The sequence below is a fragment of the Solirubrobacter pauli genome, assembly GCF_003633755.1.
Taxonomy (GTDB): domain Bacteria; phylum Actinomycetota; class Thermoleophilia; order Solirubrobacterales; family Solirubrobacteraceae; genus Solirubrobacter; species Solirubrobacter pauli.
In genome coordinates, this window is sequence record NZ_RBIL01000003.1 from 1 (window position 1) to 20,339 (window position 20,339).

The 20,339-nt window shown below is 70.6% G+C and carries 17 protein-coding genes and 1 pseudogene; 14 read left to right on the top strand and 4 right to left on the bottom strand.

The features are described from left to right. The 4 genes from C8N24_RS31700 to C8N24_RS35485 all read left to right on the top strand — a co-directional run. The coding region (locus tag C8N24_RS31700) for an aldose epimerase family protein (RefSeq protein WP_211340232.1) at window positions 1–622 on the top strand (622 nt) is incomplete at its 5' end. A 130-nt stretch (window positions 623–752) separates the two neighbouring features. After that, the gene (locus tag C8N24_RS31705) at window positions 753–1,763 is read left to right on the top strand and encodes a chemotaxis protein CheC (protein WP_170179562.1); all 1,011 of its coding nucleotides are present in this window, start codon (window positions 753–755) and stop codon (window positions 1,761–1,763) included. Between the two features lie 68 nt (window positions 1,764–1,831). After that, on the top strand, window positions 1,832–2,188 hold the full coding sequence (locus C8N24_RS31710) for a hypothetical protein (RefSeq protein WP_147448097.1): 357 nt from the start codon (window positions 1,832–1,834) through the stop codon (window positions 2,186–2,188). Between the two features lie 370 nt (window positions 2,189–2,558). Next, a complete protein-coding gene (locus C8N24_RS35485) occupies window positions 2,559–5,291 on the top strand; it encodes a S8 family serine peptidase (protein ID WP_170179563.1) in 2,733 nt (910 codons plus the stop codon). A 68-nt stretch (window positions 5,292–5,359) separates the two neighbouring features. Here C8N24_RS35485 and C8N24_RS31720 read toward each other — a convergent pair whose 3' ends face one another. After that, the gene (locus tag C8N24_RS31720; protein WP_121258188.1) at window positions 5,360–5,839 is read right to left on the bottom strand and encodes a DUF456 domain-containing protein; all 480 of its coding nucleotides are present in this window, start codon (window positions 5,837–5,839) and stop codon (window positions 5,360–5,362) included. A gap of 145 nt (window positions 5,840–5,984) precedes the next feature. Between C8N24_RS31720 and C8N24_RS35765 the strand changes: the two are divergent. The 7 genes and pseudogenes from C8N24_RS35765 to C8N24_RS31745 form a co-directional block, all read left to right on the top strand. Beyond that, window positions 5,985–6,098, top strand: a pseudogene (locus C8N24_RS35765) (antitoxin); the annotation flags it as partial. Between the two features lie 42 nt (window positions 6,099–6,140). Beyond that, window positions 6,141–6,866 (top strand): class I SAM-dependent methyltransferase, encoded by a 726-nt coding sequence (locus tag C8N24_RS35225; protein ID WP_281272699.1) that lies wholly within the window; start codon window positions 6,141–6,143, stop codon window positions 6,864–6,866. A 304-nt stretch (window positions 6,867–7,170) separates the two neighbouring features. After that, window positions 7,171–7,863 carry an acyl-ACP thioesterase domain-containing protein gene (locus C8N24_RS31730; protein ID WP_121258190.1) on the top strand — a complete coding sequence of 231 codons (693 nt, stop codon included), beginning with the start codon at window positions 7,171–7,173 and terminating at the stop codon, window positions 7,861–7,863. Window positions 7,864–7,953: 90 nt separating this feature from the next. After that, a complete protein-coding gene (locus C8N24_RS34470; RefSeq protein ID WP_170179565.1) occupies window positions 7,954–8,124 on the top strand; it encodes a hypothetical protein in 171 nt (56 codons plus the stop codon). Further along, complete coding sequence (locus C8N24_RS31735; RefSeq protein WP_147448098.1) at window positions 8,055–8,738, top strand: hypothetical protein; 684 nt, start codon at window positions 8,055–8,057, stop codon at window positions 8,736–8,738. The genes C8N24_RS34470 and C8N24_RS31735 overlap by 70 nt, the downstream gene beginning before the upstream one ends. A 103-nt stretch (window positions 8,739–8,841) precedes the next feature. Then, window positions 8,842–9,135 (top strand): hypothetical protein, encoded by a 294-nt coding sequence (locus C8N24_RS31740; RefSeq protein ID WP_147448099.1) that lies wholly within the window; start codon window positions 8,842–8,844, stop codon window positions 9,133–9,135. 98 nt (window positions 9,136–9,233) lie between these two features. Further along, entirely contained in the window at window positions 9,234–10,817 is a 1,584-nt protein-coding gene (locus C8N24_RS31745; protein WP_425474494.1) for a calcium-binding protein, read from the top strand. Between the two features lie 63 nt (window positions 10,818–10,880). On the opposite strand, the gene C8N24_RS31750 is transcribed toward C8N24_RS31745, so the two are convergent. Both C8N24_RS31750 and C8N24_RS31755 read right to left on the bottom strand, forming a co-directional pair. Next, a complete protein-coding gene (locus C8N24_RS31750; RefSeq protein ID WP_121258199.1) occupies window positions 10,881–12,254 on the bottom strand; it encodes a sugar phosphate isomerase/epimerase family protein in 1,374 nt (457 codons plus the stop codon). After that, window positions 12,254–16,306 carry a ThuA domain-containing protein gene (locus tag C8N24_RS31755; RefSeq protein ID WP_121258201.1) on the bottom strand — a complete coding sequence of 1,351 codons (4,053 nt, stop codon included), beginning with the start codon at window positions 16,304–16,306 and terminating at the stop codon, window positions 12,254–12,256. The genes C8N24_RS31750 and C8N24_RS31755 overlap by 1 nt, the downstream gene beginning before the upstream one ends. Before the next feature lie 189 nt (window positions 16,307–16,495). Here C8N24_RS31755 and C8N24_RS31760 point away from each other — a divergent pair, with 189 nt between their 5' ends. Then, window positions 16,496–17,095, top strand: a complete 600-nt coding sequence (locus tag C8N24_RS31760; RefSeq protein ID WP_121258203.1) for a TetR/AcrR family transcriptional regulator — start codon at window positions 16,496–16,498, stop codon at window positions 17,093–17,095. A gap of 49 nt (window positions 17,096–17,144) precedes the next feature. After that, window positions 17,145–18,335 carry a threonine/serine exporter family protein gene (locus C8N24_RS31765; RefSeq protein WP_170179566.1) on the top strand — a complete coding sequence of 397 codons (1,191 nt, stop codon included), beginning with the start codon at window positions 17,145–17,147 and terminating at the stop codon, window positions 18,333–18,335. A 13-nt stretch (window positions 18,336–18,348) separates the two neighbouring features. Here C8N24_RS31765 and C8N24_RS31770 read toward each other — a convergent pair whose 3' ends face one another. Continuing rightward, complete coding sequence (locus C8N24_RS31770; RefSeq protein ID WP_147448100.1) at window positions 18,349–20,010, bottom strand: hypothetical protein; 1,662 nt, start codon at window positions 20,008–20,010, stop codon at window positions 18,349–18,351. A 125-nt stretch (window positions 20,011–20,135) separates the two neighbouring features. Between C8N24_RS31770 and C8N24_RS31775 the strand changes: the two genes are divergently transcribed. Next, on the top strand, window positions 20,136–20,330 hold the full coding sequence (locus C8N24_RS31775; RefSeq protein ID WP_147448101.1) for a hypothetical protein: 195 nt from the start codon (window positions 20,136–20,138) through the stop codon (window positions 20,328–20,330). The last annotated feature ends 9 nt before the right edge of the window (window positions 20,331–20,339 follow it).

A 20,339-nucleotide genomic window follows, 5' to 3' on the forward strand; every position in this document is an offset into this window, starting at 1 on the left:
GACGGTCTCCACCGATCAGCCCGGGATCCAGTTCTACTCGAGCAACGGCAACGCGGTGGCGCTCGAGACCCAGCACTTCCCAGACTCGCCCAACCGCCCGGAGTTCCCCTCGACGGTCCTACGCCCCGGGGAGACCTACAAGACCACCACGGTTCTGAGCTTCGGGACCGATAACGTCACCCGTGCCTACGACAACGTCTCCGGCACCGTCCCGGCGACGCTCGCGCTCACGCTCGGGACTCCCGCGGCCTTCGCCCCGTTCACGCCCGGCGTGACGAACACCTACGAGGCCTCGATGACCGCCAGCGTGATCAGCACCGCCGGCGACGCGACGCTGAGCATCGCCGACGCGAGCTCAGTCGCCAACGGTCACCTGGTCAACGGGGCCTTCTCGCTGCCCGAGCCGCTCCAGGCCCGGGCTCGCAACGCCGCCAACACCGCCACGACGTACGCCAACGTCGGCTCCTCCGCCTCGCCACTGACCCTGCTGACGTGGAACGCCCCGGTATCCAACGATCTGGTCACGCTCGGCTTCAGCCAGCTGATCAAGGCGACCGACGCACTGCGCACCGGTACCTACGACAAGACGCTGACCGTCACGCTGTCGACCACGACACCGTGATCGCCGGCGGCCGCGACGCGCTGGTCCGGCGCGTCGCGGTCGCACGGGGTCCGCGTCCAATCGTCGCTCAATGCCTCGGCGCCTGCTGCCGATGACGGAACCATCCGGCCCTTGGTGATTGCGAGCTTCCGTGTCTGAACAGGTTCATGTCCTCGTCGTACGCGTCGGGGGCCTCGAATGGGCGCTGCCGATGACGGCTGTCGAGCAGACCTTCAACTTGGGCGCGTACACGGTTCGCCGGGCCGGCGGCGGCGACATCGTGAACTTCCGCGGGCGGGTGATCGAGTTGCTCGACCTCGGCGAGCGCCTGCAGATCGAGCATGAGCCGCCGGTGGCGGCGGTGGTCGTGTGGGCGGCGGGCAGCCGGCGCGCGTTGGCCGTCGAAGGGCTGGTCGGCCAGTTGCTGCTCGACCGGATCGAGCTGCCCGCGCTGGCGAGCAGCGATCTCGTCAGCGGGGTCGTGCTGCACGAGGACCAAGTCGTCCCGATCCTCGAGCCCGGCGCGATCGTGGGCGCCTGGAGCGTCGGCGAGGCCGGCGGCCTCGGGTTCACGGAGATGCAGCAGAGCGCGCTGCGCGAGATCGCGAACATCGGCTCTGGGCACGCTGCCACTGCGCTCTCGCAGTTGCTCGGCCGTCAGGTCGACATGGGCTACTCGGAGGCGCTGCTGACCGGTCTCGCCGAGGCGATCGACCGCATCGGCGCACCGATGAGCCGCTCAGCGCTCGTCGACACGCCGATCCAGGAGGACGGCGGCACGGTCTTGCTCGTGTTCCCCGACGACACCGGTGAGCAACTCTGCGAGCTGCTGGGCACGACCCTCGCCGAGGAGCTGGGCCGGACCGCGCTGCAGGAGGTCGGGAACATCCTCGCCACCTCCTACCTGAACGCGATCCACGAGATGACGGGGATGCAACTCGAACCGGAGCCGCCCACGGTCAACGTCGACCTGCTCGGCCGGATGCTCTCAGAGAGCGCCGCGAGCGGCGGGAATCCGACCGATCCCACCATCCTCATGCGCTCCCAGTTCACGGTCCAGGCCTCGACGGCCAAGTTCTCGTTCCTGTTCGTGCCGCGGATCGGTTCCGTCGAGACGCTCCTCGACGGCCTCGGTGTCGGTACGCACGTCACCACCCCCTGAACGGGCATGCCGTGATCCGCGGGCCGTCCTTATCAGCCCGTGAGCCGAACCGGTCAACGTGGGCGAGTGTGAAGCGCTGGCTCACGGCTTTGGTGTTGACGATCGGGGTGCTCGCCGCCACCCCGGGCGCCGCCGTGGCGGCGGGTCCGAGCTACGACGTGCCGCAGGGATTCACGCGCTGTCCGCATGCCGTGGCGTGGCACGGGTTCTTCAAGTGGGCTTCGGCGCGGCACACGACCTGTGCCGCGGCGTCACGGTTCATGCGCAGCTACGCCGCCCGCGCCCACGGCACCACGATGCCGCGTCATGTCGCCGGCTACGCGTGCCGCATCCACTACTGGCGCGACGCGGAGGACAACGTCTACGCGAGCCGGCACGTCTGCACGCGCGACGACGTCGCCATCCGGTTCTACGGGATGGTCTGACCAGCGGGCCTCGCTGAGGTCGCCCGTTCGACCCACGATGGGTCGCGGCCGTTGCCGTGGGTCCTCCCCGTGTGAGACCATCGGGAGATCCGATCCAGGGGGGCGGGGATGATCGATCTGATCGGCGGTGACGGGCGGGTTGGGGCCGCCGTCGGGTTCGCCTGCCCTGCCTGCGGTGCGCCGTGAGGCGCCGATCTCACTATCTAGAGCGGGGGCTCAGATGCAAACCAGGCATCGACCATGTCAGCGAGAGGGCATCGCCACCCGGTGGCGGGCACGACCGGGCGTGGTCGCATACGTGTTACTTACCGTATGTCTGTCGTCACTGGTCGCCACCGGTTCCACGGCGAGCGCGCAGTCGTCGTCGTGTGTGAACCAGTATCCGGGCGACCCCGGCAGCGTCGCCACGAAGCCGTCGGAGCTGGCGGCGGCGAAGGCCAGCTGGGAGACGCCGGAGTACGGATACTACACCGGTCACAATCCCTCGACGCCGGGCACGGCGGTCAATGCTCCGTGGCAGCTCGCCGCGGTGAACGCGTCCACCGCCTTCGCCAAGGGGTACTGCGGGCAGGGCGTGAAGCTCGGCATGATGGACTCGGGCTATCGGACCACGCACGAGGGGTTCCAGACGCCGCTGATCAGCCCGGTGAGAGGGTCGGGCGTCTTCGGCACGTCGGGCTTCGGGTACCGGAGCGCGACCCCGTCGAATCCGTTCGTCGCGGGCGAGCCGTTCACCGTGGACGGTGACACGGCGCGCACCAGCGACTACTCGCACGGCACCGGCATGCTCGGGGTGACCTCGGGCATCCGCGACGGCAAGGAGCAGCACGGCATCGCGTTCGGCTCGAACATGTTCGTGGCCAAGACCGGCGGATCTGACAGCCAGTCCCACGGTCCCTTCCACGACTACGTGTACTGGCGCACCGCCAACCAAGCCCTCGTGGACGCCGGCGCCGAGGTCATCAACAGCAGCTGGGGCTCGTTCGTCCAGACGCTGGACCGGACGCGGTTCGACGGCCTCGGGCGCGATCTCGGCGCCGACGGCAACCGTGCCAACGCCTACCAGCTCCCTGGCAAGGACAGCGCCAGCGCGACGGCCATGGCGTCGATCATCCCCAACGAGTACCTGAAGGACCTCGAGTACCAGTACTTCTTCTTCAAGAAGAGCTACTTGCCGGGTGGCATCCAGTACAACCCGAACTACCCGGGACGCTCGTTCATGGAAGCCATCTGGGATTCCATCAAGGACAGCGGCACCGTCAACGTGCGGTCGGCCGGCAACAACGACTGGAGCAATCCGTACTACCGCCCGGCGTATCCCGTCTTCAACCCGTGGGCGGAGAGCCAGTGGGTGGCCGTGGGCGGCGTGCAGCCGCCGACAGCGGCCAACCCCGAGTTCACCAAGCAGTTCAACTTCAACGAGGCGGGGCTCGCCAAGTGGTTCACCGTCTCCACGCCTTCGACCAACGTGCGCACCACGAGCAGTGCGGGTGACACGAGCTATTCGAACTCCAGCGGCACTTCACCGGCGACCCCGGTGGCGTCGGCCGTGATGGGGGTCCTGCTCTCCCGGTATCCGGACATGAACGCCAAGCAGGTGCGTGAGCTGATGCTCACCACGGCGAACAACAAGATGTCGGACGGCGTGCGGTTCCTCGGCACGGGTCAGACCTCCCCCACCGGCGCATCGATCGCTTGGACCGCTCCCGACGGGCTCCCGGACGACCGGTGGGGCTGGGGAATCCCCGATTTGGCCAAGGGCATGGATGGTCCCGGCCAGTTCCTGAGCCCCATGACGTACAACCTGCAGCGGCCCTTCGACGTCTGGCGCAACGACATCGGCCAGGTCGCGATCAAGGAGCGGGAGCGGCAGGACCTGGCGTGGCTGGCGGCGTACCGGCAGCAGGGCATCGCGCTCGCGGGCGAGTACAGCCCCAACGTCCTCAAGCCCGACGGCTCGCTCGACCCGCAGGCCTTCATGCTGCAAGGCATCCTGGCCGACCCGAACGTCCAGGTGATCACCAACGGCCATCCCGAGCTCTACGACAAGATCCCGTACGCGGACGCCGTCAAGTGGCGCAAGGAATGGATGGATGCGCGCGCCGCCGACATCCAGCACAAGATCGACAACCGGCTCTACACGCCCTCGCTGACCAAGCAGGGTCCCGGCACCTTGCTCCTGGCGGGCGACAACACCAACGCGGGCGGCACGACGGTCGAGGGCGGCAAGCTCTCCATCACCGGCTCGCAGGCGGGCTCGGTCAGCGTGAAGGGCGGCACGCTCGGCGGAACCGGCTCCGTGGCGGGCGGCATCGACGTCGACAGCGGGACGCTGCAGCCGGGTCTCACGGCGCAGGAAGCCGCGGCGCTCTTCACCGACGACCCCGGCACCGCCCTGCGCGCCGGCGGCAACGTGCGGCTCGGAGGCGCGAGCCATCTCGTCGTGCCCGTACGCGGCGCCAACGACTACGGGAAGCTCCGCGCCGACGGGGACCTCGTGCTCGGCGGCGAGCTGGTCCTGGACCTCCAAGAGGACCTGAAGCCCGGCGCGGCGCTGACGATCGCGACCGGCCGGTCGCTCACCGGCACGTTCACGGGGCTGCCCGAGGGCAGCTACCTGCGGGTGGACGATCACGTGTTCCAGGTCTCGTACCTCGACAACAAGGTCACGCTCACGCTCGTGGCGGAGCTGACGGTCGGCGGCACCGTCCCGGCGGTGCTGTCGCTCACGCTCGACGCGCCGGCGTCGTTCGGCGCGTTCACCCCGGGTGTGGCCCAGGAGTACTCGGCCTCGACCAAGGCCAACGTCATCTCGACCGCCGGCAACGCGACGCTGTCCGTCGCGGACCCGAGCGACACCGCCACCGGGAAGCTCGTCAACGGCGCGTTCTCGCTGCCGCAGCCTCTGCGGGCCAGCGGAGGGGGCGACTTCCTGCCCGTCGGCGGCGTCGCGGCTCCGATCACGTTGAAGACGTGGTCGGCGCCGGTGTCCAACGACGTGGTGACGGTCGCGTTCCGGCAGGCGATCGGCACCAACGACGCGTTGCGCACCGGCACCTACTCGAAGACGCTGACCTACACGCTCTCCACCACCGAGCCGTAGGCGCCACGAACGGCCACGATGCGCCGGCCATGCGGCCGGCGCATCGGGGTGCGCTGGCACGCGCGGGCTCAGGTCAAGACGGCCGCCAGCCAGACGGCGGCGGCCAGCACGGCGGCGGACAGCTCGATGAGGATCGAGAGGCCGATCGCGCGAAGCGCCTTGCGCGTCGAGAGCCACGCTGGGGCGTGCGGCCCGAGCCTCCGTCGCTCCTCGACGTAGATGCCGAGCGGAAAGCCCACGAAGAACCCGACGACCGGGATGACGAAGAAGCCGACGCCGGCGAGCAGCAGGCCGATCACGATCGAGCGTCGTGGAACCCCGGCGTTGCGCAGCTGGCGACCGGGCACGAGCAACTTGAGGACCTGAGAGCCACCGATCACCACGGACACGGCGGCCAGCACGGCCCAAGCGGTCGTTGAGCCGACCGCGATCGCCCATACCGCGATCGCGGCCCAGACGAGCAGCGCGCCGGGGAGCACGGGCACCACGACGCCCACGATGCCGACCGCGATCGCAAGGCCGACGAGCAGGACCCCGACGTCGCTCACTCGACCGCGGCCCGTTGCGGAGACGATGACGTCGGCATCTGAGGGCACAGGGTACGGCGGGGTGCCGGTTCACGCGTCGCGTTCACCAGCCGCCCGGCCAGGCGAGCGATCGGTCACCGATGCGGTGGTGCGGCAGCGTCAGCTGATGCGGACAAAGCTCGAGCTCGATGACGATGTCATGGCCGCCGCCAAGAAGCGTGCTGCCAGCGAACGTCGGTCCCTGGGCTCCGTCGTCTCCGAGCTCGCCCGACGCGGACTGACGTCAACGCCCGCTCTGGGTGCGGCGATGGAGAATGGCCGCATGAACCTGGCTGCGCTGTGGCACGACCTCGAATGCGGCGGGTACCGGGAGGACCTGCCGGCCTGGCGTTCGCTGGCGGCGGAGACCGGCGGTCCGGTGCTCGACATCGGAGCGGGAACCGGACGCGTGACGCTCGATCTCGCCGATCGAGGCATGACGGTGGTCGCGCTGGACCGCGAGTCGGCGCTGCTCGCGGCACTCGAACACCGCGCGGAGGGGCTGGCGGTCGACACCGTCCACGCCGACGCACGCGAGTTCGCGCTGGCCCGACGGTTCTCGCTCGTCGTGGTGCCAATGCAGACGCTGCAGCTGCTCGGAGGACGCCCGGGACGCGAGGCCTTCATGAAGTGCGCGGGCGCTCATCTGGAACCGGGCGGGCTGATCGCTGCGGCGCTGGCGGACGCGATGGACTGCTTCGACGACGAGCACCCGGCGCCACCGCCGCCCGACGCCCGAGATGTGATGGACGTGCGGTACACGAGCCAGCTCGTGGCGGTCGTCGAGGAGGGTGGACGCGCGGCGCTGCACCGCCGGCGCGAGATCCGCGGAGCCAACCGGCGCCTGGAGGTCGAGGACGTCGTGGTTCGTCTCGACCGAGTCTCCGCGGAGGAGGTCGAAGCCGAAGCAGCGCAACTCGGCTACCTGGTCGAACCGCAGCGCCGGGTGCCCGAGACCGAGGAGTACCTCGGCTCGACCCTCGTCGTCCTGCGCAAGCCGTCGCAGTAGCTTGCCTCCCGCCAACGGCGCCCATCTGTTCACTCGACACACAACCCCCTCCGGTCGGGGGGATCGAGTCCGCGCCGTCCCCGGCCACGAGCACCACGTGACTACCGTCGAAGACGCAGCCGCAAGCGCTTGCGCGACCCGGCTACTTCCTCCCCAGCCCCCAATCCATAAGGAGACCCCTGAGATGTTCAGCCGCCTCCTCCAGCTCCTCATCCGCGAGATCCCCGAGCCGGGTGTGTTCCAGCCGGGCCCGCGTGGTCCGTACCGCCACCAGGGCGGGCGCGGTCAGGCAAACTGACCCACGATGAGCGCCCGCGAGATCCCGCCCTTCCCCAGCGTCGGGCGGGTCTTCGCGGAGTCGCGGCTCGTCGGCCCCGGTGACACCGGGGTCGACGGGCGCGTGCGGCTCGACACGCTCGCCGACTGGCTGCAGGCCGTCGCGTACGCGGACGTGGTCGATGCCGGCCTGCAGGACCTCGTCCTGTGGGTGGTGCGCCGCACGGCGCTCCACGTCGAGCGGTTCCCGCGGCTCGGCGAGCGCGTCGAGGTCGAGACCTCGTGCAGCGCGCTCGGCGCCCGCTGGGCCGAACGCCGGACGCGGCTCCCGGGCGTCGAGGCCGTGGCGCTCTGGGTCGCGATCGACCCGCAGACGCTGCGCCCCGCGCGGATCGACGCCATGCAGGACGTGTACGGCGAGTCCGCCGGCGATCGGCGTGTGCGCGCGGGCCTGGTCCACCCCTCCCCGCCCGCCGACGTGACCGCGACGCCGTGGACGTTCCGCCACGCGGACCTCGACGTGGCCGACCATGTCAACAACGCCGCGTACTGGCAGGCCCTCGCGCACGAGCCGGACCTGCCCGAGCCGCTGCACGTCGAGATCGAGCATCGCGTCCCGTCCACGCTGCAGCCGGCCACGCTGCTCAGCCACGAGGACCGCCGCTGGATCGTGCACGAGGACGGCACGGTCGCCGCCTCGTTCCTCCTCCGTCGGCCCTAGCGCCGGATGGGGGCCTGATCCCATGGCCCACCCGCACATCGCGGCCTAGGTTGCGCTGCGAGGTCCCCTGACACAAGCGAGGTGACGCGCATGAGCCTGCTGCACCGACTGCTGCATCGCGAGCCGGACGCGGAGACGCCGTGCCCGCGCTGCGGAGTGCCGTCCCCACCCGATGACGTCAAGTGCACGGCGTGCGGCTGGGACATGCGCGAGGCGTACCACGACGACCTGAGTGGCGCGGATCACGAGGCGGTGCGCTGACCGACGTCCCGTACATCCTCACGCTCGACGACGGCTCGCCGGAGGCGCGGGCGTGCGAGCGGATCGGCCTGCGGCTGGCCGAAGGGCTGAGCGTCTCGTGGGCGCCGATCCCGGTCGTGCCGCAGGACGAGCACGGACGTCCGGCGCGGCGCGGGACGATCGCCGAGCACGACTGGGTCGTGTCCGTCGTGATGCCGTGGAGCGGCGACGCAGTGCGCCTGCGGCAGCTCACCCGAGCGCTGCCGCACCCCCTGCTCGCCGTGTCCCCCGCCGCCGCCCGGCGGATCGTCAACCGGGTGAGCGTGAGCCAGCGCGTGGTGCTGCACGTCGCCGACCCGGACTCGGCGGCGAGCGCGCGTGTGGCCGCGGTCGCCGCCGGCGCGCTGAGCGACTGGCGGTCGGAGATGGGTCCGCGAGCGTTCGCGCGCGGGCCCGAGCGGACGGGATCGGACGTGGAGCTGATCGTCACGCCGAGCGCCACGCTCGAGGACCGGCGGACGCGCCGCGCGTTCGAGCATTCGCGCGCGCCGGTGCTCGTCGTGCCCGACGACGGGGACCGCGCGTGGCCGGACGGCGACCACACCTGGGCGCCGCCGCTGACCCTCCTGCACTGACCTCCCACCTACGGGGGAGGCCGCTCCCACGCGGCCTCGCGGGCTTCTGTAGACACTCTCCATGGTGTTCGTCGCTGACATTGACGTCGAAGAAGGGGAGCGCGTGGCCTACGCATGCCCGCACCCCGCGGTAGCCGTCCAGCGCGCCGCCGACGAGTACGAGGACTGGGCGACCACGCGCGCCCGCCGGCTCGACCCGGGCGCCCCGCACGTGGCGTTCCTGCCGATCAGCGCCAGCGCCGCGGCGCGCCGCGCGAAGTGGCTGCGCACGCTGGACCCGTCGCAGGCGTTCAGCTTCGGCCGCGTCACCGTCGACCCGAACGGGTTCCGCGTCGAGTTCCGGCGCATCGACGACGTCACGGACCTGGACCGTGACGCGCGACAAGCGCTCGTCTGACCGATCACCGCTGCTGGAATATCGGCGACCGCCGAGCGTCTGGTCAGGCAATGACCATTCGCACCCGACTCCTCTCCGGTGGCGTGCTCGCGGCGAGCATGCTGGCCGTCATCACCGCGTCCGCGCAGGCGGCCGTGACGTCCTCGTTCACCAACGGGACGCTCAGCATCAACGGCGACAACCTCGACAACAACATCGCCATCAGCCGCAACGCGGCCGGCCAGATCCTGGTCAACGGTGGTGCGGTCCCCGTCGCCGGCGGCACGCCCACGGTGGCCAACACGTCGCTGATCCAGGTCTTCGGCCTGGGCGGCAACGACATCCTCACGCTCAGCGAGGTCAACGGCGCGCTGCCGCGCGCGAACCTGTTCGGCGGCGCCGGCAACGACGTGCTCACGAGCGGCTCCGGCGCCGACCAGCTGTTCGGCCAGGCCGGCAACGACACGCTGCTGGGCAAGGGCGGCAACGACTTCCTGTTCGGCGGCACCGAGAACGACACGCTGACCGGCGGCGACGCCGACGACCAGGTGTTCGGCCAGAGCGGCGACGACCGCATGATCTGGAACCCGGGCGACGACACCGACCTCAACGAGGGCGGCGAGAACACGGACACCGTCGAGGTCAACGGCGGCAACGGCACCGAGCAGTTCACGACCACCGCCAACGGCACCCGCGTGCGGTTCGACCGCCTGAACCCCGCGCCGTTCTCGATCGACATCGGGACGTCCGAGAACCTCGTGCTGAACGCCAACGGCGGCGACGACACGGCGTCCGCCACCGGCAACCTGGCCGCGCTGATCAAGCTGACCACCGACGGCGGCACCGGCAACGACAACCTGCTCGGCTCCAACGGCAACGACGTGATCCTCGGCGGCGACGGCAACGACTTCGTCGACGGCCAGCAGGGCAACGACGTCGGCTTCATGGGCGCCGGCGACGACACGTTCCAGTGGGATCCGGGCGACGGCAGCGACGTCGTCGAAGGCCAGGACGGCAACGACAAGATGCTGTTCAACGGCGCGAACATCAACGAGCGCTTCGACGTGTCCGCCAACGGTGGCCGCGTGCGCTTCACGCGTGACGTAGCGAACATCGTCATGGACCTCAACGACGTCGAGGCGATCGACGCCAAGGCGCTCGGCGGCGCGGACACGTTCACCGTCAACGACCTGTCCGGCACCGACCTGCGCACGGTCAACCCCGACCTGGGCTCAGGCGACAACGCGGCCGACAACGTCATCACCAACGCCACGGCGGGTGACGACGTGGCCATCGTGACCGGCTCCGGCACCAACGCGTCGGTGCTCGGCCTCGCGGTCCGCACCGACGTCACGAGCGCGGTGGCCGGCAGCGACCGCCTGACGGTCAACGCCCTGGCCGGCGACGACGTGATCGACGCGTCCGCGGTGGCCGCGAACGCGATCCTGCTCACGCTCACCGGCGGTGCCGGTGACGACGTCATCATCGGCGGCGCCGGCAACGACACGCTGCAGGGCAACGCCGGCGACGACGTGCTGCTGGGCGGGCCCGGGCAGGACGTCCTCGACGGTGGCGAGGGCGGCAACGTCGTCATCCAGCTCACGAAGAACGTCCGCACGACCGCCGGCGGCAAGACGGTGTTGAACGTCGGCGGCGAGCGCACGGTCCTGCCGCGCGCCAAGCCGTCTCAGCTCATCAAGTAGCGCACGAGAGTCGAGGCCGGCGCGGATGGGGGAGAAAGTCCTGTCCGCGCCGGCCTCGCTCGCTCACGGCTGAGTGGTGCTCAGCGTGAAGGTGACGGTCTTCGAGTACGAGCCCGTCCGCAGCGGGTCCGTCTTCTTGATCAGCTGCTTGAACGTGACGCCGACCTTCTCGTTGGTCGTCGGGCCGGTCCACTCCGACTTGGAGAACTGCACGCGGAGCGGCTCGACGAGCGAGAACGCGCCGTTGGTCAGGTGGCCGCCGTCGGCGGTCAGGGTCGCGTTGCCGGCCGTGGAGAGCACGGTGGCCTCGGTCTGCGCCGTGTAGTCCTGGTCGACGCCCGGCGTGAACGCGCCGAACGAGGCCGGCGCGCCGAGGGTCAGCGACAGCGTCGCGGGAACGGTGCCCCCGACGGTGCCGGACTCGTCACGGACCTTGCCGAACTTGAGCTCGTTCATGAGCTTGAAGGCGACCTTCGACGAGGCGAAGGGGTCCAGGGCGAGGTCGTACTCCCAGTGGTAGTAGTCCACGTCGGCCGCGGCCGCGAAGATGTCGGCCCAGCGGGTGACGTCCTTCGGGCCGCCCGCATCGGTGACGCGCGACATGTCCGTGGACGGGATCGTGCCCGGGTTCTGCGTCGGGTCCGAGCCCTTGACGTGCAGCATCGAGATCCGCTTGGAGTACTTGCGGATGAACGCGATCGCCGCGTCCTGGTCGTACTTGAGGCCCTCGAGGATCCAGTGGACGTCGATCTCGAACGTCACCAGCGACGGATCCGTGTTGAGGATCACGACCTCGAGCGCGGGCACCGTCTCCAGGACGCCGTCACCGTTGGTGTCGTACTGGAGCTTGGTCGAGAACTCCTTGTCGTGGTTGTGGCCGTAGACCCACAGGCCCTGGGCGCGCGCCTTGGCGCCCATGCGGTTGAGCACGGCGCCCATGTTCTTGGCGCCCTCGACCGTGTCCATGTTGGTGCCGGCCGGCCAGCCGCCCGAGCCGACGTACTTCAGGCCCAGCGCCTTGGCCTCGGCCAGGCGCGCGTCCCACGTGCCCTCGTCCACCGCGCCGTGGTCGGCGACGGCGTGCAGGCCGCGGCTCTCGAACTTCTCGCGGTACTCGGCGGCCGTCCAGCCGAACGTGCCGTTGAAGTTCTCGAACGACTTGAAGCCGTTGGCGGCCATCTGGTCGAACACGTTCAGGACGGCCGTACGCTGCCCCTCCGGCGAGTTCGGCGTCCCGCCGGGCGGGAAGAACGTGCCGTCCCCGAGCGGGAACGCCCCGAACACCGGGATCAGGAAGTTGTACAGCTGGAAGGAGATCTTGTCCTTCGGGATCATGCCGGTCGGCGCCGACTGCGCACCGGCGGTGGCCGGCGCCGCGATCGCGGTCGCGGCCATGCCCGCGACGGCCAGGCCGGCGAGCTTGGAACGCACGTTCATCACTTCGTTTCCTCCTTGAGGGTGCCGATGCCGTCCCCGCCGAACGAGATGAAGTCGACGAGGAACAGGTCCTTGGCGAGGCCCCCGTCCACGGCCTTCGGGACGAGGTACAGCGAGTGCGCGCCACCGGGATCGGTGACGGGCGTGGTGAGGGTCGTGAACGCCGGGACGTACGCGCAGTACGGCCCGTTGTCGGTGACCTTGACGTCGATGGCCTTCAGGAGCGGGCCGGTCGGCGAGTCGAGCCGCAGCTCGAGCGTGCCGGCGGGCGCGCCCACGGTGCTGCCGCAGGAAGCCACGTTGAGAGACAGCTGGTTGATGTTGCGCAGGTCGACCTTGCGGTTGACCGCGAGCCAGTCACCGGGGTCGAGGCTGGACGCGTACGACGGCGCTCCGAGGTACGAGGTGCCGGACGCGGTGCCCGAGCGCGAGGTCATGAGCTCACCCTCGTGCTTCTTCGCCTGCACGACCGTCTGCTGGATCGTCGTCAGCGCGGGCTGGCCGTTCGCGCCCTTGTCGGTGTAGGTGACGCTGATGCCGCCGGCGAGGTGGCCGCCGTGGTTGACGTCCTCGGCGAGCGTCTGCAGCGTGCCCGAGCAGCCGAGCAGGTTCTGCTCGCCGTGCCCGTGGTCGTCGTGCAGGAGCACGAAGGTGACCTCCACCTTCGAGCAGTCGCCGGGGCCGTCCTCGGCGTCCTCGACCGTGACGGTGAACGGGATCCTGTCGCCCCAGTCGAAGAAGCCACCCTCGGCCGGGGTCGTGATCGTGATCTTCGGCTGCGTGTTGCCGACCGTGATCTGCGTCGTCTTGACGTCGCTCTTGCCGCTGGAGTCGGTCACGGTCAGCTTGGCCGTGTAGACGCCGTCGGCGGTGTAGATGAAGCTCGGGTTCGGGTCGATCGAGTCGACCGTGCCGTCGTTGGTGAAGTCCCACGCGTAGGTGATCGAGTCACCGGGGTCCGGGTCGCGCGAGCCGTCGCTGGAGAACTGGATCGCGAGCGGCGCGCGGCCGTTCGTGACGTTCGTGCTCAGCTGGGCCTGCGGGGCGCGCTTGCCGCCGACGTACTCGAACTTGTACATGCCGGCGTCCGGGTTCGGGCTGAAGAAGCCGTCGCCGTAGGTCAGCAGGTAGAACGCGCCGTCGGCCCCGAACTGCATGTCCATCGGGCCGTCGCACTCGAACGGCAGCGCGTTGCGGTCCGCGGAGAAGTCGCCGCAGTCCAGGATGTCGTTGATCTTGAAGATCCCGCCCTTGTCGTCGAGGCGGACCTCGCGCAGGACGTCCTGGCCGAACTCGCCGAGGAAGATCGCGTCGTCGTAGTACGCGGGGAACTTCGTCTCGCTCGGGTTGCTCGGGTCGAACCGGTACTTGACCGCGCCGTGCGGAGCGACGCCGCCGCGGTTGCCGAGCTCCGGGAAGAGCTGCGGGCAGGTGCCGCCGGAGCCGTCGTAGTACGCGAGGCATGGGGTGCCGAGCGCGGGCTCCGCGTTGTCGCGGAACGAGTACCAGATGTCGGGCTGGCTGATCGCCGGGCCGTAGTCGAGGCCGGTGTTCCAGCGCGACTCGTTCTTCGGGCCACGGGTCGCGTTGCCGCAGTCGTGCTGCGTCGGCGTGGCGTCGAGCGGCTTGTCGGTGTTGAAGTTCCAGCGGTAGTACGGGAGCGTCGGCGAGACGCACAGCGGCCAGCCGTAGTTGGAGGCCTTGCGGACGATCTCGACGCGCCCGGTGCCGGCCGGGCCGCGGAAGTTCTGCGGCACGGCGGAGTCGGGCGAGTAGTCGGTCACGTACGCGACGTCGTGCTCATCGACCTGGATCCGGAACGGGTTGCGGAAGCCCATCGCGTAGATCTCGGGACGGGTCTTGGCGACCGGCTGGCCGTTGACCAGCGGGTACAGGTTGCCCTGCGGGATGTCGTAGCTGCCGTCGGCCTTGACCTTGATCCGCAGCACCTTGCCGCGCAGGTCGTTGGTGTTCTGCGCCGAGCGGCGAGCGTCGTTGTGCGGAGCGACGAACAGATCGCCCTCCTTCGTGGTCGCGACGGTCGCCCCGGTGGCGGTCATCGCCGGCACGTTCTTGGAGGCGTACGCGCCGTCGAACTTCACGGTCGCGTTGGCCGCGCCGCCGTCGACGATCACGTCGCCGGGCGCGACGTTCGAGAGCGCCTCGAGCGCGGCCGTGATCTGCGCGGCGGTGGCGTTCGCGGCGATCGAGGCCGTCGTCTGGCCGTTGAAGGTCAGCGTGAACGGCGCGGTCGCCTTGACGGTCTGGATCTCATCCGTCTTCTGGTCGTTGAACGGCGCGAAGCCACCCGAGTTGCCGCCACCCGACGGCGTGTCGTCGCCCGTGACCAGCCACAGGTTGTTGTGGCGGTCGAAGTCGATGTCGCCCGCGACGTGGCAGCAGGCGCCACGGTTGTTGGCGACCTGGAGGATCTTCTGCTCCGAGCCCAGGTCCAGGTGCGGGTTCTCACCGTCGACGAACTTGAAGCGGCTGAGCTGGAAGTAGCCGCCCCACGTGTCCTGCCAGACGCAGGGGTCGGCGGACAGCTCGGGCGCCGAGCCCGCCGGCGTCTTGACGTCGGCCGTCGTGCCGTCGCACTTGGTGATTCGGACGGTCTCCGGCGCGTAGAACAGGTAGACCCACTGGTTGCTGGCGAAGTCGTTGTCGATCGCCGGGCCGTAGAGGCCGTCCTCGGAGTTGGTGTAGACCGGCAGCGTGGCGATGACCTTCGTCTCGCCCTTGGCCTGGTCGTGCAGGCGCAGCTGACCGTTGCGCGCGGTCTGCAGCACGCGGCCGTCCGGCAGGATGTCGAAGCCGATCGGCTCGTTGAGGTTCGGCGGAGCCGAGATCTTCGTCTGCTGGTAGTTCGCCACCACGGTCGCGCCGCAGTCGCTGTAGACGCGGTCGGCGACGCCGCCCGTCCACTCGATCGCGCCCGCGAGATGCTCCTGCGCGTCCTTGGTCGTGAACGACTGCACGCCCGTGTAGAAGGAGCGGCCGCCCTGGTAGTTCTTGCACCAGGCGATCGGATGGTCGAAGCCCATCGTGCCGCCGGCGTAGGTGTTCTCGTCGACCGTCGCGAGCACGTGCGAGACGCCGCGGACGTTCTTGTCGAAGTTCAGGTAGCGGTCGGTGTGCTTCCAGGACTGCGGAAGCGAGCGGCTGGCGACGTGGCCGCGGTCGGCGACCTTGATCGTGGCCTCCGCGGACGCGGCGGGCGCACCCTTCGCGCGGGCGCCGATGACGCCGGTCAGGAAGTCCCACTCGGGCTCGGCGTCGATCGCGTCACCGAGGGCGAGGAAGCCACCGCCCTCCTTGAAGTAGGCCTCGAACTCGGCCTGTTGCGCGTCGCTCAGGACGTCGCCCGTGACGCCGGCGAAGACCACGGCCCGGTAGCGCTTGAGGTAGTCCTCGTCGAACGCGGCGGTGTCGCCGGTCACGGCCACGCCGAACTTCTCGGTCTTGCCGAGCTCACGGATGGTCGCGACGGTCGCGTCGGCGCCCTGGCGGAACACGAGCACGTCGAACTCGCCGGTCGTGGCCGGGAAGTCGAGCGTGGGCTCGACGGGCGCGGGCGTCGGCGCGGGCGTCGCGCCGGGCGTGATCGGCGTGACCACCGGGGCCGGCTTCGGCGCCGGGGTGACGACGGGCTTGCGCACGCTCAGGCGCTTCGCCGAGTACTTGCACGCGCCGGAGACGCAGGCGCGGACGTGGTACCCGCCGGCGGCGAGGCTCGCCGGCACCTTGACGGTCGCGCTGAAGCGCAGCGTGCGCTTGGCCTTCACGCGCGGGAGCGTCTTGGTCGTGAGCTTGATCGCCCTCGACGCCTTGGTGCGCCGCAGGGTGATCGTCAACTGCGGATGCTGCGTCGAGCGCGCGGTGTTCACGAGCTGACCCTTGAGCGTGAACGACGCTCCGGGCGCAGCCGTCGCCGGCGGGGTGCCGACGGTGCGCAGCTTGAACTTCGGTGTGCTCTTTGCCGCGCCTGTCGCGGGCGCCCCCAGCGCCAACGCAGCCGCGAGCAGGCCCACAGCGGTGCCTGACCGGAACATGTTCTCCTCTCGATGTGCGCCCTCGCGGCCCAGATCCCGCGTGGACGTTCCTCCACGGTCGAGAACCTACTGACCTGTAGGTCGTTCCGTCAAGTGCCAGTCCGAAGTTTGCGTGGGACTCAACAAAAAGACGACGCGTACACCTTCTGCCTACTCGTACGCGGAACGTTTCCTGGCTACTGTTGATGCATGGCGCGGACTCCGACGTTCACCACCGCCGAAGGCCGCGCGACACGGGACGCGATCCTCGACGCGGCCATCAAGGCCTTCGCGACGCGCGGATACCGCGGCGCGTCGATCGATCAGATCGCCGCCGAAGTGGGCGTCTCCCGCCAGGGGGTTCTGCACCACTTTCCGTCAAAGACGAAGCTGCTGACCGCCGTGCTCGACCGCCGCGACGAGCAGGACATCCAGCACCACGAGCAGATGCAGGAAGCCGAGGGCATCACGCTCACGAACGCCGTGCGCGCGACCCAGGACTACCGGGCCGAGCGTCGCGGGCTCGCCCAGCTGTACACGATCCTGTCGGCCGAGAGCGTCGACCCCGGGCATCCCGCGCACGAGTACTTCGTAGATCGTTACCGGCGCATCCGCGAGATGTTCACGGAGTTCATCGGCGGCGCCCAGGCCGAGGGCCGCGTGACCAAGGACCTGGCGCCCGAGACGCTCGCGGTCGCGCTGATCGCCCTGCTCGACGGCCTGCAGCTGCAGGACCAGATCGAGCACGAGGCGTTCGACGCCGAGCAGGTCCTGTCGGATCTGCTCGACTTCTTCGTGCGCGACGAGTGAGCGCCTGACCGCGCGGCGGGCCCGGACCGCCCCTGCCAGGATCTCCGGCTTGCCCACCACGGTCCGTGAGCTGCTGCTCGAGCTGGGGATCGCCGAGCTGGCGGCCGGCCGACCTGTGCACGAGGTCGAAGCCGCCGTCTGCCGGGTCGGCGCGGCGCTCGGCGCGCCCGACGTGCGGTCCGCGGCCACGCCGACCGGGATCTTCGTGAGCCTCGGCGGCAGCGAGTCCGTCGGCTTCGCGTCGGTCGGGCCGATGCTGCGCTTCGACCAGGCCGCCCGCGTGGAGGCGCTGACCGGCGCGCTGCTGGCCGGGGAGCTGGACGCCGAGGCGGGCCTGACCGAGCTGCGGGCGGTGCGCGCCATGCCGCCACGGCTGCGGCGGTCGCTCGTCGCGCTGGCGCTCCTCCCCCAGGCCGCGGGCGTCGCGCTCGTGCTGCAGCCGACCGTGGCCAGCGCGCTCGCCGCCACCGCCGCCGCGCTGGTGGTCGCGGGGCTGGACCTCGTCGCCGACCGCGCGCAGGTGCTGCGCGTGCTCACCCCCGTGCTCGCCGCCTTCGCCGCCGGCTGCCTCGTGTTCGCCGCGGCCCGTCTGGACCTGCTCGACGCGCCGCTGCGCACCGCGCTCGCCCCGATCGCCGTGCTGCTGCCCGGCGCGCTGATCGTCACCGGGATGAGCGAGGTCACCGCGGGCGCGATGGTCGCCGGCGCTGCCCGGCTCGCGTTCGGCGCGGTCCAGGTGCTGCTGCTGAGCTTCGGGCTGTTCCTGGCCGCACGCGTCGTCGGCATCGGCCCCGACGAGCTCGCCAACACGCGGCTCGACGACCTCGGCGTGCTCGCGACCGTCGCCGGCGTGCTGCTGGTCGGCGTCGGCGTCTACGTGCACCTGTCGGCCCCGCCCGGCGCGCTGCCCTGGCTCCTTCTGGTGCTGATCGTCACCGCGGTCGTCCAGGCCATCGGCCAGGAGGCGGGCGGTCCGGTGCTCGGCGGCTTCGTCGGCGGCGTGGCCGCGGCCTTCACCGCGGCGGTCGTCAACCGCCTCCCCCATGGCCCGCCGCAGCTCGCGATCTTCCTCCCCGCCTTCTGGCTGCTCGTGCCGGGCAGCCTCGGCGTGTTGTCGGCGACCGAGCTCGCGGCGCACGCGTCGACCGGGTTCGCCACCGTCACGGCGGCGATCGCGGCGATCATCGCGATCGCGCTGGGCGTGCTCGTCGGCTCCGCCGTCGGCGCGTCGCGAAGATAAAGGTCCAGGACGTTTAAGTTCGCGCGTGGTGGGGCCGCCCGCGGCGATCGCTCCACGTCACGCGCGCGCCGTCCGCGCTGAACGCCAGCGAGCCCACGCGCACGCCGTCGCGCGGCCGCGCGACCACGCGCTGACGGCCACGCGGGAAGGCGACGATCCACCAGCGCCGGCTGCCCTTCACGGCGATCGCGACGCGCCCGTCGTCGGCGATCGTCGCGTCCCGCAGCGACGGCGCCCACAGCGAGTCGTTGTCCGACCTGGCCAGCCGCACGTGGCCGGCGGCGTCGACGCTCAGGACGTGGTCCCAGTCCAGGTGGGCGTCGGCGGCCACATGCAAGGCGACGCGGCCGTGCTCGCGCGTGAGCTCGGTCACGACCCAGCTGCCGTCACGGGGCGCGCGCAGCAGCTCGACCGGCGCGCCGCCGAAGCAGGCGAGCAGCCGCGCGTCGTCGGACGCCGCGGGGAGCACCTCGAACACGCGCAGGCCGTCGCGATCGAGCAGCGCGGTGCCCGACGCGCAGTCGATCGCCGTCTCCCCCGCGAGCGGCACCGACTGCGGCAGGCCGTCCTTCACCTGCCAGCGCACGCGCCCGCCGGCCACGGTGAACGAGCCGTCGACCGTGTCGGCGCCGCCGAGGGTCGCCAGGCGTTCCCAGCCGCCGGTGGTGAGGCGGCCGACGAAGCGGCTCGTGGCACCGCTGCCGCTCGCCGTGCCCGTGAACACGACCTCGCCGGTGTCGGCCACGGCGACGTCCTCGACGCTGGTCACCTCGTGCGGGCGCGTGAAGCCGACCGCGCCGGTCGCCGCGTCCAGCACGCCGACGCCGACCCCGCCGGCCTGGAACGCGGTGCGGTCGCCCGCACGAGCGAGCGAGACGGCCCAGTGCCGCTGCTCGTGGACGTCCGCGACGGCGAGCCGGCGGGGCACGGTCTCCCCACGTGCGCAGGCCGCGAGCACGTCGGCCTGGAAGCCGCGGCTCGTCCGCTGGTTCGGGAACACCTCGAAGACGCGCGCGCCGCCGCCCTCGACCAGGGTCGTGCCGCTCGTGCACGTCACCGCTTCGGCCGTGACCGGAACGCGGCGCGCCGACCCGTCCTGGAGCGCCCAGCCGAGCGACCGGTCACCGTCTTCGAAGGCGAGCGTGCCCGGCACGCGCGCGCCGGGTGTGGCGAGCACGAGCTCGTCACGCAGCCGGCCTCGTGCGCGGGTCATCCCGAGGTAGCCGACGCGCAGCGCGAGCTCGCCGTCCTCGGAGCCGACGAGCACGCCGAGGCTGCCGTCGGCCGCGAGCGCGACCTCGTACGGCTGGTTGCTGACGCCGCCGGCGAGCTCGCCGCGCCGCACCTCGGACGTGCCCGCGTCGAACCAGCCCAGGAACGTGCGCTCGCCGCCGCCCTCGCCCCAACCGTCGCCCTCGAAGACGACCTTGTCGCCGATCTTGGCGATCACCTCGAAGCGCCCGTAGGCCGGCTGGACCGACCACAGCCGCCACGGCTTCACGGTCCTCGGTCCGCAGGCGTACCAGGCATCGTCCTCCCGTCCAGCTTCGAAGACCCGCACGCCGTCCTTGACGAAGACGGTCTCGCCGGAGCGGCAGGTCCGCTTCGAAGCCGCCCCCGCCGGGGCCGAGAACACGAGCAGTGCAGCGAAAATGAGGAGTGCGAGTCGGGTCACGCGGCGAGCGTACGGACGCCACGTGACCGCGAAAATCGGGAAGGCACCCTGAGATTTGTCGCGAAAAGGGGCAGTTGGGGATCAAGTCCGGGGCCCAAACGGACGATGGGCTGGATGTGGACGCCGTGTCTTCGATCCGGGCGAGCGGCGCGCCGGTGGCGATCGCCGGTGCATCAGCCGTGGCCGCGCCCAGCGAGTTCTTCGCGATTCTCCGCTGCTATCTGCCGGAGGCTGACGCCTGCATCAAGCTCAACATGGCGTTGCGCTCGACCAGCCCGTACGTGGACGACACCGGCGCGCGCTCCTGGTGGGCGATCTAGGTACCCTCC